This is a genomic window from Mycobacterium sp. NPDC050551, assembly GCF_040674075.1.
Classification (GTDB): domain Bacteria; phylum Actinomycetota; class Actinomycetes; order Mycobacteriales; family Mycobacteriaceae; genus Mycobacterium.
In genome coordinates, this window is record NZ_JBFARC010000008.1 from 1 (window position 1) to 13,047 (window position 13,047).

General features: G+C 68.3%; 12 protein-coding genes and 1 rRNA gene. 3 read left to right on the forward strand and 10 right to left on the reverse strand.

The features are described from left to right. Positions 1-93 (forward strand): 5S ribosomal RNA (gene rrf / locus AB0K11_RS26145); the annotation flags it as partial. A 104-nt stretch (positions 94-197) separates the two neighbouring features. On the opposite strand, the gene AB0K11_RS26150 is transcribed toward rrf, so the two are convergent. From AB0K11_RS26150 to AB0K11_RS26190, 9 genes are all read right to left on the reverse strand, one after another. Next, the gene (locus AB0K11_RS26150; protein ID WP_364984233.1) at positions 198-692 is read right to left on the reverse strand and encodes a methylated-DNA--[protein]-cysteine S-methyltransferase; all 495 of its coding nucleotides are present in this window, start codon (positions 690-692) and stop codon (positions 198-200) included. Further along, positions 689-2,179: a DNA-3-methyladenine glycosylase 2 family protein gene (locus AB0K11_RS26155; protein WP_364984236.1), complete on the reverse strand. Its 1,491-nt coding sequence runs from the start codon at positions 2,177-2,179 to the stop codon at positions 689-691. Before AB0K11_RS26155 ends, AB0K11_RS26150 begins: the two co-directional genes overlap by 4 nt. 147 nt (positions 2,180-2,326) lie before the next feature. Beyond that, positions 2,327-4,336 carry a fatty acid desaturase gene (locus AB0K11_RS26160; protein ID WP_364984239.1) on the reverse strand — a complete coding sequence of 670 codons (2,010 nt, stop codon included), beginning with the start codon at positions 4,334-4,336 and terminating at the stop codon, positions 2,327-2,329. A 122-nt stretch (positions 4,337-4,458) separates the two neighbouring features. Then, positions 4,459-5,709: a helix-turn-helix domain-containing protein gene (locus AB0K11_RS26165; RefSeq protein ID WP_364984242.1), complete on the reverse strand. Its 1,251-nt coding sequence runs from the start codon at positions 5,707-5,709 to the stop codon at positions 4,459-4,461. Positions 5,710-5,770: 61 nt separating this feature from the next. After that, positions 5,771-6,079 (reverse strand): hypothetical protein, encoded by a 309-nt coding sequence (locus AB0K11_RS26170; RefSeq protein ID WP_364984245.1) that lies wholly within the window; start codon positions 6,077-6,079, stop codon positions 5,771-5,773. Positions 6,080-6,081: 2 nt separating this feature from the next. Next, complete coding sequence (locus AB0K11_RS26175; protein WP_364984248.1) at positions 6,082-6,738, reverse strand: DJ-1/PfpI family protein; 657 nt, start codon at positions 6,736-6,738, stop codon at positions 6,082-6,084. 136 nt (positions 6,739-6,874) lie between these two features. Then, complete coding sequence (locus tag AB0K11_RS26180) at positions 6,875-7,936, reverse strand: M48 family metallopeptidase (protein WP_364984251.1); 1,062 nt, start codon at positions 7,934-7,936, stop codon at positions 6,875-6,877. Positions 7,937-8,026: 90 nt separating this feature from the next. Then, on the reverse strand, positions 8,027-9,850 hold the full coding sequence (locus AB0K11_RS26185) for a fatty acyl-AMP ligase (RefSeq protein ID WP_364984254.1): 1,824 nt from the start codon (positions 9,848-9,850) through the stop codon (positions 8,027-8,029). A 60-nt stretch (positions 9,851-9,910) separates the two neighbouring features. Beyond that, positions 9,911-11,515 carry an adenylate/guanylate cyclase domain-containing protein gene (locus AB0K11_RS26190; protein ID WP_364984257.1) on the reverse strand — a complete coding sequence of 535 codons (1,605 nt, stop codon included), beginning with the start codon at positions 11,513-11,515 and terminating at the stop codon, positions 9,911-9,913. A gap of 49 nt (positions 11,516-11,564) precedes the next feature. Between AB0K11_RS26190 and nucS the strand changes: the two genes are divergently transcribed. Further along, positions 11,565-12,236: an endonuclease NucS gene (gene nucS / locus AB0K11_RS26195; protein ID WP_364984259.1), complete on the forward strand. Its 672-nt coding sequence runs from the start codon at positions 11,565-11,567 to the stop codon at positions 12,234-12,236. An 18-nt stretch (positions 12,237-12,254) separates the two neighbouring features. Then, positions 12,255-12,551, forward strand: coding sequence for a hypothetical protein (locus AB0K11_RS26200; RefSeq protein ID WP_364984261.1), 297 nt, complete (start codon positions 12,255-12,257; stop codon positions 12,549-12,551). A 6-nt stretch (positions 12,552-12,557) separates the two neighbouring features. Here the strand turns inward: AB0K11_RS26200 and mce are convergent, their stop codons facing one another. Continuing rightward, positions 12,558-13,034, reverse strand: coding sequence for a methylmalonyl-CoA epimerase (mce, locus tag AB0K11_RS26205; protein ID WP_364984264.1), 477 nt, complete (start codon positions 13,032-13,034; stop codon positions 12,558-12,560). Positions 13,035-13,047: the final 13 nt, after the last annotated feature.

Consider the following 13,047-nt stretch of genomic DNA (forward strand, 5'->3'; position numbering starts at 1 on the left):
GGAAACGCCCGGACCCATCCCGAACCCGGAAGCTAAGCCAGCCAGCGCCGATGATACTACCCATACGGGTGGAAAAGTAGGACACCGCCGAACACACATTAAGTCCCCGGCCCTCCGATTTCGATCGGAGGGCCGGGGCATTTGTATTTGTCGACGTTGAGAGCTGATCGGCAATTGCTTTCGCAATTGCCGCCGCGTTATTCGAACAATGCCGGCACGGCGCGACGCTTCTCCAAATCGAGTAGTGCCCTCTTCTTGGCCAGCCCGCCGCCATATCCGGTGAGGTTTCCATTTGATCCGATGACTCGGTGACAGGGCACGATGATGCCGATCGGATTGTGCCCGTTGGCCAGGCCTACCGCCCTGAATGCACCGGGCGAGCCGATCTCGCGTGCGATCTCTCCGTAGGTCCTGGTCTCGCCATACGGAATGGTCAGCAGCGCTTCCCAGACCCGCCTCTGAAAGGCGGTTCCGAGCAGATCGAGTTCGAGGTCGAAATCGATGCGGTCGCCGGCGAAGTACGCCTCCAGTTGGCCGACCGCATCGGGAAAGGCACCGTCGTCGGGTTCCCAGCCGTTGCGGTCGGGTTCGTAGGTCTGATCGACCATGCGCAAGTGCTGGAGTCGTCCGTTCACGCCGGCCAGGGTGAGCAGGCCGACGGGACTGTCCACGGTGCGGAACAGGACGGTCATGATGCCTTCTCCTTCGGTGGCCATTGATTGACGGCGTGGTCGAGTGACGTCCACAGATGCTGGGTGGCGTACGCCCGCCACGGTCGCCAGCGGCTGCTGTACTCGGTGAGGCGCTTCGGGTCCCCGGGCAGAGCGAGCTTCTCGGCAGCCAGCCGGACACCGAGGTCGCTGGCGGGGAAGGCATCGGGGTCCCCGAGGCCGCGCATGGCGATCACCTCGGCGGTCCACGGGCCGATCCCCGGGAGGGCGAGCAGTTCCTTACGGGCCCGGATCCAGTCACAGCCTGCGTCGAGTGTGACGGCGCCATCGGCGAGGGCGTTGACCATTCCGACCAGCGACCGGCGGCGTGCGGTCGGGAACGCCATGTGCGCCGGGTCGAGGTCGGCCAGTTGATCGACACCGGGGAAGACGTGGGTCAGGCCGCCGCCCGGGTCGTCCACCGTCGCCCCGTGTCTGACGACGATGCGGGCGGCGTGCGTGCGCGCGGCCTTCACCGACACCTGCTGACCGAGCACCACCCGGATCGCCAGCTCCACCTCGTCCACGGTGCGGGGTATGCGCTGTCCGGGCGCCTTCGCGACGAGGGCGCGGAGCCGATCGTCGGCGCTCAACGCGTCGATCACCGCTTCAGGATCGGCGTCGAGGTCGAGCAGTCGCCTGCAGCGGGCGATCGCCGTGGCCAGGTCGCGCAGGTCGTCGAGCACGAGGTCGCAACGGACGTGGTCGGGATGTGGTGTGAGCGCGACGATTCCGCAGCCCGATGGCAACCGCAGGGTGCGACGATAGACGCCGTTGCGCACCTCCTCGACACCCGGGATCGCGCTGGCCGCCAGATGCCCGAACAGGCCCTCGAAGGCGAACGGCGTGCGCACCGGCAGCCGCAGGGACATCGCGCCGGGCGCCGCGGGCGATTGACCGAATCGTGCGCCTGCCCGTGAGCGCAGCGCCGTGGGTGTGAGGTCACAGACGGCGCGGACGGTGTCGTTGAACTGCCGGATGCTGGAGAAGCCGGCGGCGAAGGCCACGTCGCTGAACGGCAGGTCCGTGGTCTCGATCAGGATTCGGGCGGTCTGGGCCCGCTGCGCTCGGGCAAGGGCCAGCGGGTTGGCCCCGACCTCGGCCTGCAGGATGCGTTGCAACTGACGGGTGGTGTAACCGAGCCGTGCGGCAAGCCCGGTGACACCGTCACGGTCGACGGTGCCGTCGGCGATCAGCCGCATCGCCCGTGCCACCACGTCGCCGCGGATGTTCCACTCCGGTGACCCCGGTGAGGCGTCCGGGCGGCACCGCTTGCAGGCGCGGAAGCCGGCGGCCTGCGCGGCGGCCGCGGTGGGGTAGAACCGCATGTTGCGGGCGAACGGCGGACGCACAGGACAGCTCGGCCGGCAGTAGATCCCGGTGGTCAGCACGGCGGTCACGAACCAGCCGTCGAAGCGGGCATCCTTGGACTGCACCGCCCTCAGACACCGCTCGAAATCCTCGTGCACACCTCGACTCTTACACGTCGCCTCCGACATCACTGGCGGAAAACCGACATGGTCGTGGTGAGCCGCTGAGCCGCCAGGAGTCGTCGAACACTGCCCTGCTCATGGTCAGCCACCGTATGGCAGCTGCGGCGTATCGGCGGAACTCGCTCAGCCGTCGTAGTCGACCGCGACCGTCGGGGTGGTGGGACGGGACTGACATGTCAGGACGAAGCCGGCCTCGACCTCGGTGGTGTTGAGTGCGAAGTTCTGCTCCATCGACACTTCCCCGGCCGTCACCCTCGCCTTGCACGTGCCGCACGCGCCGCCAAGACAGGCATACGGCGCTTCGATGTCGTTCTTCAGTGCGGACTCGAGCACGGTCTCACCCGGGGCCAATTCGACGGTGTGATCCGCGCCGGACAACGTGATGGTCACCTCGGATCGGGCATAGTCATCGATGCGGGTGGGCCGCCCTGTGCCGCGGAACAATTCGAGGTGCATCCGCTCGGCCGGCACACCCTCTGCGGCGAGACGATCGCGCAGTGTCGTGACCAGATCACCAGGGCCGCACAGGAACCACCGGTCGATCGACGTGACCTCACCGGCGAGCAGCCGTCGCACCATCGCCAGGTCGATGCGGCCGCGAAGTGCGGCGGAGTGGTGCGCATCGGCCGAGCGGACGTGGAAGACGCGCAACCGGTCGGCGTATCGGGCCTCCAGCTCATCGAGTTCGGCGGCGAACATGGTCGATTCGGCGGTTCGGTTGCCGTAGAAGAGGGTGAAGCGACTCTCGGTCTCGATCTCCATCGTGGTGCGCACGATCGACAGGATCGGTGTGATGCCGCTGCCCGCCGCGATTGCGACATTCTCACGCCGAGCAAGCGGATCGAGGGGTGCGCCGAAGCTACCCGTGGGCGTCATCAGCTCCACGACGTCACCAGGGCGCAGTGATTCGTTCGCGAACGTCGAGAACATCCCGCCGTCGATCTGGCGGACACCGATCGCCAGTTCGCCTGAGGTAGCCGAGGTGCAGATCGAGTAATTTCGCCGGACCTCTTCTCCGGCGATGCGGTGTTTGATCGTCAGGTGTTGGCCCGCCTGAAACCGGAATTGGTCGCGGAGGTGGTCGGGGACGTCGAAGGTGACTTCGACGCTGTCCGGCGTCAACGGCTCGACGCTTCTGACTGCGATCGGGTGCGTGCCGGCATGGCGTGCCGCGGAGGGCCGCGGCATCCGGACCGGCAGCAGCGCGGCCAGTTTGCCGTTGAGGCGTTTCCACTCCTGGTATTGCGCGGCGTCGAGCTGCTGTCCGAATGCGGTGCTGATCGCCGAGTCGCGCTCGAGGTACGCCGCCTCGTTGCGGCGCCAGGCCGCGACGTAGCGGTAGAAGGGGATGGAGGGGTGCAGGTGGTGGACCAGGTGATAGTTCTGCGACAGGAGCAGGGGAGTCAGGATCCACTCCGAGCCGACGCGGTTGCGCGTCGCGCGATAGCGGTTCTCGCGTTGGGTGTCTTCCAGGTCGTGGTGGGGTAGCCAGTCGAACCACCACGCCAGCACGAACATCGCCACCCGCTCGGGGATCAGGTAGATCACCGCGAGCGTCCAGAGCTCCCCGGCGAAGGCGGCCGCCACAATCACCGCCACCGAGAAGGCCATCAGGGCAACGGTTTCGACGATCTCAGCGCGTGGCCGCCTGCGCAGGTTGCGTATCAGGAAGCCGATGTAGGGCAGGTCCATCGCCGGGAAGCGGATGGGCAGCTGCCACCAGGGCGCGGCGCTGACGAAGTGATCGGGGTCGGACGCGCCGTCGTTGGTGTTGCGGTGGTGCTCGATGTGGATGAACGCGAACGACCTGAAGGAGATCAGCGGCGAGACGAAGAACATCGCCACCCGGCCGAACACGACGTTGACCCATCGGTGCGAGCTGATCGAGTAGTGCGAGGCGTCGTGCAGCACGGTGAACAGGACGAAGATCGCCACGGCGCTCGCTGCGATGGTGGCGACCGCGGGCAGGGCGTCGGTGACGGCAGCCCAGGTCGACGCACCGAAGAGTGCAATCGCGAAGGTGAAGATGCCGACGATCGGCCAGGACAGCGTCGGAACCTGCTCGCCTGGATTCGGCAAGGGGTGCTGCGAGGCCGCCGCCGGGGTTCGGGGGTGTTGAGCCGTGGTCATCATCGGAGTCCTTCCCCGCTTCGGGATGAGATGCCTCGAAAGCTACAAACCGCGGGCGTCGGGCAACAAGGCCCCCGCAGCCCTCTCCGGTGTGCTGCGAGCACATCCTGCGGCCTCAGATCCGGTCAGTTGGGCTGCGATTCCCGCAGTACCGAGGCCCCCAGCACGTCGCAGACCACCAGAGCCGCGTGCAGTTCGGCGATCTTCACCGTCGCGGGTCTGCCCCTGCGTTCTTCGGCGCGACGCACCCGTTGCAGGACCGTATTCCGGTGGATTCCAAGCCTGCTCGCCGCGGTCACCAGGCTTCCTTGCGCGTCGAGAACCGCCAGGAGCGCGGCCCGCTCGCCGCGCTCCTTGGCGCCGTCCCGTGCGAGATCCCCGAGCTGATCGGCGACGAAGGACCTGGCCGCGTCCAGGTCGCGCGAGATGGCATCCACCAGCGCGACCCCGCTGAACTCCGTGATCGACGGTGCCGCGCGCCCCGACAGCTCGACGACTCGGCGAGTGCGCAGGGCCTCGAGATGGGAAGCGCGAAAGCCGCCAGCGCCCGGATGGGGCGAGCCCACCGCGATGTGCACGTTCCCGCCTCCGCGGGGTAGTTCCTTCGCCACGTCTGCCGGCGACGTCCTCGCGCTGCCGGCGATCGACACCCATCCCCACACTGCGAGCGGGCCGTCCGCCACGACGAGTGAGTGGGCCGCGCCGAGTGACCGGCCGACCTGCCTGGCGAGCCCCTCGAGGTCGACGCCACGGTCGTCGACCCAGCACACGAAACCGATCTGCCGACCCGTGAGCCGGTGGCCGAGAACGCGTTCGGCTCGAGCACTGTCGACTCGTTCTCCGGCGAGCAGCGCCCGCACGACATCCGCGCGCTCGGCTCTCACCTGATTCTCGCGCCGGTCGAGCTCGGCGACGTACTCGGCGGCCACCAGACTGGAGATGCGGTCGATGTATCCGAATGCGAACCGCTCGAGATCGACGAATGTCCTCAGCGCAGCAGCGGGGTCGTCGATCGCGCCGGGAAGCGATTCGGCGAGCTTTTCGGTGAAGTACTCGTGGCCCAATCGGTAGAACCGCAACATCACATCCACGCTGTGCCCGCGTGATGCCATGGCTCGCGCGTGTTCCAGCGCGGTCACCGGCGCTTCGGCGGCGGTCACGTCGATGCCATGACGGAACATCGACAGCGCCGCTTCGAGATTCGACGAGCACGAGCCCAGGGTCAGGCCGCGGAGCTCGGCATCCCCGCCGACCTGGGGTATCCGCTCGACCAGGTACGCGAGCATGTCGTCGGCCAGGTTGGACACATTCCCCAGCAGGTACACAGCGATACCGCGTCCCGCGTTCGCGCCGCGGACCGGCTCCAGCGCGTCCATGTCTGCACACTAACGCCGACCGAACTCCGACAGCCGGCCGTTCACGATCGGCGCAGCCCCCTCAGCGGCGGCGTACGCCGGACACCGCCGAGCGAGGTAACCGGCCTGCGCGCGAATGCCCGGTGAATCGGTCGGCGTCGACCGAGACCTCGAAGGCGAGGTTGAGTCGCATCGGTCTGGTGACCGTCTGCCGCCAGCTGACCTGCCGGCCGCCGTCGCCGTCGACGACGATGTCGGTCAGCTCGACGGTCTCGTGCTTGCCTGCGGCGCTGCCGGTGAGCACGCCGTCCCGATCGGCGAAGCTGTACACGACCTGCAGCGATCCCACCGGCGTCTTGATGGTGACGTCCCAGTCGCCCACGATGCCCACGCTCAGAAGGCCTTCGGTTCGCGGCCGGTGTCGGTCCACACTGTGCCTCGGCGCTCATAGGCGAACATCTGCTCCACCGCCAGTGCGATGCGGGGTCCGTAACCGCGATCGAGCAGGTGCAGCGCCAGGTCCAGACCAGAGGTCACCCCGCCCGCGGTGACGAGGTCACCGTCGTCGACGACGCGGGCCTGCACCGGTATCGCGCCGGTGGCCTCGAGCACGTCGACACCGAGATGGTGGGTGTTGGCGTGGCGGCCGTCGATCAGGCCGGCCATGGCGAGTGCGAGCGATCCGCCGCAGACCGTCGCGACGGTGATGTCGGGATTGGCCATCGCCTGTCGCATCAACGGCACGGCTGCGGTCTCGCCGAACCGGGCGAGGAGGACGGGAATCGTCTCGGCGCCCTCGTCGGGATCGCCTTCCAGCGGTCCCGACGCGCCGGGCACGATCACATAGCCGGGCTTGGCGGGATCGAGCTGGGCGGTGGCCTGCAACGTCAGGCCGCGCGAACCGCTGACAACCGGCCGCGGCCCCTCGGCGGACACCAGTACGACGTCCAGATCCCCACCGGCATAGTCGCTTCCAGCCACCAGCACCTCGTAGGGCGCGATGGCATCGAGGGGGTCGAATCCGTCGAACAACACGATCTGTGCATGCATGCAGTCATGGTCGAGGAGTACAGAACACCCGGAAAGGGACCGCGAGGCCACGACGCGCCGGGATATTGCCAGTGGCCGGCGATGCCGTGGCGCGATCGGATTGCGCAACGACGTCATCGGTCACTGTGCGCCGCAGCTAGTTCTCGGCGGGCCCGCCGTTCGCCCGGCGCCACTCGGAGACCTTGCGGCCGAACGAATCCGCGGCGTTGGTGGCGACCCGCCCCACCCCGTCGACGACGCCGGACAGCCCGTCGCGAAGGCCACGGACGAGCGGATCGTCGGACTGGTCGAACCCGTCCCGGTAGGTGCGCGCCGCGGCCCCGAGATCGCCGCTCCACGAGGCCGACTCGTCATCGGAGCGCAGCGGGTAGTCACCGCCGAGCACTGCGCCGTAGCCGCCGGAATCCACCCACTGGGTCAACGCCGCCGCCCGCAGCACCGAGAAGGGATGGGTCTGCAACTCCAGGTTGAGCAACTTGAGCAGGCCGTCGCGCATGTCGCCGGTGCGGTCGTATTCGCGGGCCTGGGCGAGGAACGCCTGCGAATCCATCCGGTCCAGCCGGCCGCCGCCGGCCAGCTTCAACTGGACCCGGATGGCGGCATCGAAATCCTGGCTGCACAGCAGGCCTGCCCGGTCGCCCGACAACTCCGACTTGCGCTGCCACTCCAGGAGTGCCGCCACGATCGCCCGCAATGCCCAGCCGCCGATCGGGATGAACCCGAACGACGACGCCAGCCGCATCAGGTGCATCAGCATGGTGCGGTAGACGGCGTGCCCGCTCAGTGCGTGGCCGAGCTCATGGCCGATGACGAAGCGCATCTCCTCGGCGCTCATCAGCTCGTACATCCCCGAGGTGATCACGATGAACGGCTGATCCATGCCGATCGTGTAGGCGTTCACCGTCGGGGACTGCAGCACGAAGAGTTCCGGTTCGACCGGTGCGTCCAGCACGGCGACGCAGTCCTCGAGCAGCGCGTCGAGGTCGGCGAACTGACGGGGACCCACCCGGGCGGCGCTGGCCAGGTACAGCAGCCGGTGCTGGCGCTCACGAAGCATGCCCGACAACAACTTCAGGACCTGGTCGAAACCCTTGAGCCGGCGCAGCGCGGTGAGTGCGATCCGGTCTGCGGGGTGTTCCCAGGCGCGCGAGCTGATGCCCGGGAAGGGGCGCCGCGTCAGCGCAGGTGTCTCGGTCATCAGCCGCCTTCCTCGTCCGTCAGTTCACGCTAGGACATCCGGCGAAGGGTTCGGCGCACCAAATTCCGCGCACGATAGGCGCACTCGCGCTCAGCCGGTGGACCTGGTGGTGAAGCCACCCGAGAGGTACTCGCCGCGGCAGGCGCGGCGGGCCAGCTTTCCGCTCGTGGTGCGGGGGATGACGCCGGCCTGCACGAATCGCACGTCGGCGACAGGCAGTCCGTGGCGGCGCGCGACCGCGTCGCCGATCGCGGCGATCTCCGGCGCCGGGTCGGCACGCCGGGTGCCCGACGCGCGTTCGGCGACGATCACCAGCCGGTCACCAGGCGCGCGGAATGCCGCGGCGTAACCCCGTCGCACCATGGAAGATGCCTCTGCGGCGGTGTGTTCGAGGTCCTGCGGGTAGTGCTGCCTGCCGTCGATGACGATCAGGTCGGCCAGCCGACCGGTGACGTACAACTCCCCGTCGAGGTGCACCCCGAGATCCCCGGTGCGCAGCCATCCGGCCTCGGCCGGGACACCGTCGGCATGGCTGCCGGATCCGAGCCGTGACGCCAGCGTCGCGCCGAAGGCGTGGCTGGACTCCTCCGGGCGTTTCCAGTAGCGCCGGGCGATGTTGTGGCCGTGCAGCCATATCTCGCCGACGTGCCCGTCGGCCAGTTCGGCACCCGTGCGGGGATCGGCGATCACCGCCCATTGGCTGCGCGCCACCTGGCCGCAGGACACCTGCGGGACAGTGGCATCGGCGTCGGTGTCGGCGTCCACCGCCGTGCGCACCGCCCTGCCCTCGGCCAGCAGCTTGCGGTCGAAGTGCACGACCTCGGCGCGCGCCGACGGTGCGATGGTCGACACGAACAGCGTCGCCTCGGCGATGCCGTACGACGGCTTGATCGCCTGCGGCGGTAACCCGTACGGCGCGAAGGCCGCCTCGAAGGCACGGATCGCCTCGATGCTCACCGGCTCGGAGCCGATGATCATCACGACGTTGCTCAGGTCGACGTCCTCGCCGGCGTCGGGCAGGCCGCGCTGCGCGGTGTACTCGTAGGCGATGTTGTGCGCGGCGGTGACGACCCGGCCGCGCCGCGATCCGTCCGAAAGTGCCCGGATCCACCGCTGCGGCCTGCGGATGAAGGCGGTGGGTGACAGCAGTGTCGAGTGGCCGCCGTACACGGCCGGGAAGCCGATCATCGACAGACCCATGTCGTGGTACAGCGGCAGCCAGCTGACCCCGTGGGTGTTGCGGTCCAGCAGGTCGATGGACAGGATCATCTGCAGCAGGTTGGTGCCGACATTGCGGTGGGTGATCTCGATGCCGACGGGGGACCGCGTCGATCCGGAGCTGTACTGCAGGTGAGACACGTCGTCGACGTCGAGCGTGACCGGGGTGAAGGCGGTGCCCGCGGAATCGGGTACCTCGTCGACGACCACGATTTCCACCGGCCGGCCGAAGTCCCGTTGCGCGAGATAGTCGCGAACACCTGCGGCGGCGCGGGCTGTGGTGAGCGCCACCGAGGGGCGGGCGTCGCGCATGGCGACGTCGAGACGCTCGGCGTGACCCTGCAACTCCGGGGCGAACAGCGGCACCGCGATCATCCCGGCCTTGACCGCGGCGAAGAAGCCGGCGATGTAGTCGAGGCCCTGCGGGGCGAGCACCGCCACCCGGTCGCCGCGCGCGGCGATGCGCTGCAGGGTGGCGCCGATCGCCCGCAGCCTGTTGCCGAGTTGCGACCACGTCAGCTCCACGGCGTGCCCGTCGGCCGCGCCGGTGTGGTCGAGGTAGCGGTACGCGACGTCGTCGCCCACGTTGGCGATGTTGCGGTCGATCAGCGAGATCAGATTCACCCCGGGTGGCAGCGCGATGCGGCCTTCAGCGTCCAGGCAGTCCTCGATCTGCAGCAGCCCCTCGGTCGTCATGCCACCGAGTCTAGTAAGCGTTACGCGCAGTATCACTAACCTGCGGGACGGTGTGACGGATCAGACGGGCATGGCCAGCCGGGTGGGCTCGTCGTGGCCGCGCAGGGTCACCGTGTCGCCCAGCGACCAGTGCTCCCGTTCGTCGTCGGTGGCGTTGGACACCGCGTCCGAGGACGCCACCAGGCGGGCGTCGGTGTCCTTCGCGAGCTCACACAAGCGTGCGGCCTCATTCACCGGTTCGCCGATCACGGTGTACTCGAAGCGCTCCTTGGCTCCGACATTGCCTGCCACCACCTCGCCCGCCGCCACGCCGATCCCTGCTTGGCATTCCGGCACCTCGTCACACAGCCGCCGCGCGATCGCGCGCGCGGCGGCCAGCGCCTCGTCCTCCGCGTTCTCGAGGGCGACCGGGACGCCGAACACCGCGAGCGCCGCGTCGCCCTCGAACTTGTTGACGAAGCCGTGGTGGCGGTCCACCTCTTCGACGATCACCGCGAAGAACCGGTTGAGCAGTTCGACGACCTCGACGGCCGGCCGGGCGGTGACCAGTTGCGTCGAGCCGATGATGTCGACGAACACGACTGCGGCATGGCGTTCTTCACCGCCCAGCTTGATCTTCTGTTGCTCGGCGGCCAGCGCCACCTCACGGCCGACGTGCCTGCCGAACAGGTCGCGCACCCGTTCGCGCTCGCGCAACCCGTGCACCATCGAGTTGAAACCGCGCTGCAGTTCGCCGAGCTCGGTGCCGTCGAACACCACCAGCTCACAGTCGTAGTCGCCTTCTTCGACGTGTTTGAGCGCCGAGCGCACCACCCGCACCGGCGTCGCCGTCAGCCATGCCAGCAGCCACATCAGGATCCAGCCGAACACCAACGCGAAGACGGCGAGGATCATCACCGCGACCGCGAACTGCGTCGGCGTGAGGTTCTGCATCGACAGCGTGATCATCGCCGAAAGCAGAATGCCGAGCACCGGTACGCCGGAACCGACGGCCCAGACCATCATGGTGCGGCCCACGAGGCCGTGTGCCAGCCGCCGCGGTGGCCGGCCCGCTGCCAGCGCCTGGGCCGCCACGGGGCGCAACGCGAACTCGGTGAACAGATAACAGCTCGCCGACACCACAGCACCCGGAAAGCTGATGCCGAGGACGACCTTCGGTATGTAGCTGGTGTCCACGAGGCCGTACAGCGTGGTGAGCAACACGGTGCCCCCGCCCCACAGCACCAACAGCACGCGCGTCAGGCGCCACGGAGCGAAGAACGTGTTGCGCTGATCATCCCGGGTGGGCGGCCGTTCCTCGATGGCCCACCGCACGTTGTTGATCACCCGCCACGTCGCCCAGAAGACGCCTACGACCAGCGCCGCGGCGATGTAGGCCGGGGCGACGATCGCGGTGATCCAGAGGACCTTCGAGTCGAAGACGCTCGGCGCCGGGAACGTGACGGTCTGCACGAGGACGGCGATCCCGATGCCGATCAGGTTCGCCACCACCACGAACGCGGTGAGAATGGTCTGGATGCGCAGACGCCTGCGGTGCTGACTGTCCGACACCTTGCCCAGGAGCCAGGACCCGTAATCGGGGGTGTTGGTGATCCGCCCGCTCTGCCGGGTGACCGCTTCCAGCACCCTGCCCATCCGCTGTGGCACGCTCATCTTGGTGCTCATCGTCAGGTCAGACTAATTCGCGCCCGCCCGAGACCCTAAGGTTGTCGACGTGCGACTCGTGATCGCCCAGTGCACCGTCGACTACGTCGGCCGTCTCACCGCCCACTTACCGTCGGCCCGCCGGCTGCTGCTGGTCAAAGCCGACGGTTCGGTGAGCGTGCATGCCGACGACCGGGCATACAAACCGTTGAACTGGATGAGCCCGCCCTGCCGGCTCGTCGAGGACACCGACGGACCGCTGCCGGTGTGGGTGGTGGAGAACAAGGCGGGCGAGCAACTGCGCATCACCCTCGAGGCGGTGGAGCACGACTCCAGCCACGACCTCGGCATCGACCCCGGATTGGTCAAGGACGGGGTGGAGGCGCACCTGCAGAAGCTGCTGGCCGAGCACGTCGAACTGCTCGGCGTGGGCTACACCCTGGTGCGCCGCGAGTACATGACCGCCATCGGCCCGGTCGACCTGCTGTGCCGCGACGAGACCGGCCGCTCGGTCGCCGTCGAGATCAAACGGCGCGGCGAGATCGACGGCGTCGAGCAGCTCACCCGCTACCTCGACCTGCTGAACCGCGACTCGCTGCTGGCACCGGTCAGCGGGGTGTTCGCCGCCCAGCAGATCAAGCCGCAGGCCCGGACGCTCGCCGTTGACCGCGGAATCCGCTGTGTGACATTGGATTACGACCAGATGCGCGGAATGGACAGCAACGAGTTCCGGCTGTTCTGAGCCCGTAGACTCGGCGGCATGCCCAGGCGCAGGACTCCGCCGAGGCGGCCGCGTCCGCTGCCGCCGTCGCTCGCCGCAAGGCGGATCGAGACGGGCACGGACGGCCTGGACTACGAGGTGCGGCCGATCGCGGGATCACGCGCCACCAAGGTCTACCGGTGTCCCGGCTGTGATCACGAGATCAGGGTCGGCACAGCGCACCTGGTGGTGTGGCCGGCGGACGCGGGCGAGTCGGCGGTCGATGACCGTAGGCACTGGCACACGCCATGCTGGACGAATCGGTCCCGGAGGGGCCCGACGCGACGTTGGTCGTGACCGACGTCAGTGCGTGGTGTCCGCCGCGGGCTCGACGAGCTCGATCAGCACCCCGCCGCCGTCCTTGGGGTGGATGAAGTTGATGCGGGAGTTCGACGTGCCCCGGCGCGGGGTGTCGTACAGCAACCGCACGCCCTGCTCGCTCAACCGCTCGGTCAGCGCGTCGATGTCGCTCACGCGGTAGGCGAACTGCTGCAGGCCCGGGCCGCGCTTGTCGAGGAACTTGGCGATGGTCGACGACTCGTCGAGCGGGGCCATCAACTGGATCTGGGTGCTGCCGACCGGGGCGCCGCGCACCGACAGCATCGCCTCGCGGATTCCCTGCTCCTCGTTGACCTCTTCGTGCAGCACGATCATGCCGAGATGGTCGTGGTACCACTTGATTGCGGCGTCCAGGTCCGGCACCGCGATGCCCACGTGGTCGATAGCCGTGACCAGGGCCGTGGCGAGGACGGGACGGGCGTCAACTTGATCGGCGGTCATAACGCAAAGGTAA

What these genes read in the sequence shown, in the direction of transcription:
- AB0K11_RS26150 (WP_364984233.1), bottom strand. Translation starts at nt 692, where the DNA reads ATGACCGTCCTGTTCCGCACCGTGGACAGTCCCGTCGGCCTGCTCACC.
- AB0K11_RS26160 (WP_364984239.1), bottom strand. Translation starts at nt 4,336, where the DNA reads ATGATGACCACGGCTCAACACCCCCGAACCCCGGCGGCGGCCTCGCAG.
- AB0K11_RS26165 (WP_364984242.1), bottom strand. Translation starts at nt 5,709, where the DNA reads ATGGACGCGCTGGAGCCGGTCCGCGGCGCGAACGCGGGACGCGGTATC.
- AB0K11_RS26175 (WP_364984248.1), bottom strand. Translation starts at nt 6,738, where the DNA reads ATGCATGCACAGATCGTGTTGTTCGACGGATTCGACCCCCTCGATGCC.
- AB0K11_RS26180 (WP_364984251.1), bottom strand. Translation starts at nt 7,936, where the DNA reads ATGACCGAGACACCTGCGCTGACGCGGCGCCCCTTCCCGGGCATCAGC.
- AB0K11_RS26185 (WP_364984254.1), bottom strand. Translation starts at nt 9,850, where the DNA reads ATGACGACCGAGGGGCTGCTGCAGATCGAGGACTGCCTGGACGCTGAA.
- AB0K11_RS26190 (WP_364984257.1), bottom strand. Translation starts at nt 11,515, where the DNA reads ATGAGCACCAAGATGAGCGTGCCACAGCGGATGGGCAGGGTGCTGGAA.
- AB0K11_RS26200 (WP_364984261.1), top strand. Translation starts at nt 12,255, where the DNA reads ATGCCCAGGCGCAGGACTCCGCCGAGGCGGCCGCGTCCGCTGCCGCCG.
- mce (WP_364984264.1), bottom strand. Translation starts at nt 13,034, where the DNA reads ATGACCGCCGATCAAGTTGACGCCCGTCCCGTCCTCGCCACGGCCCTG.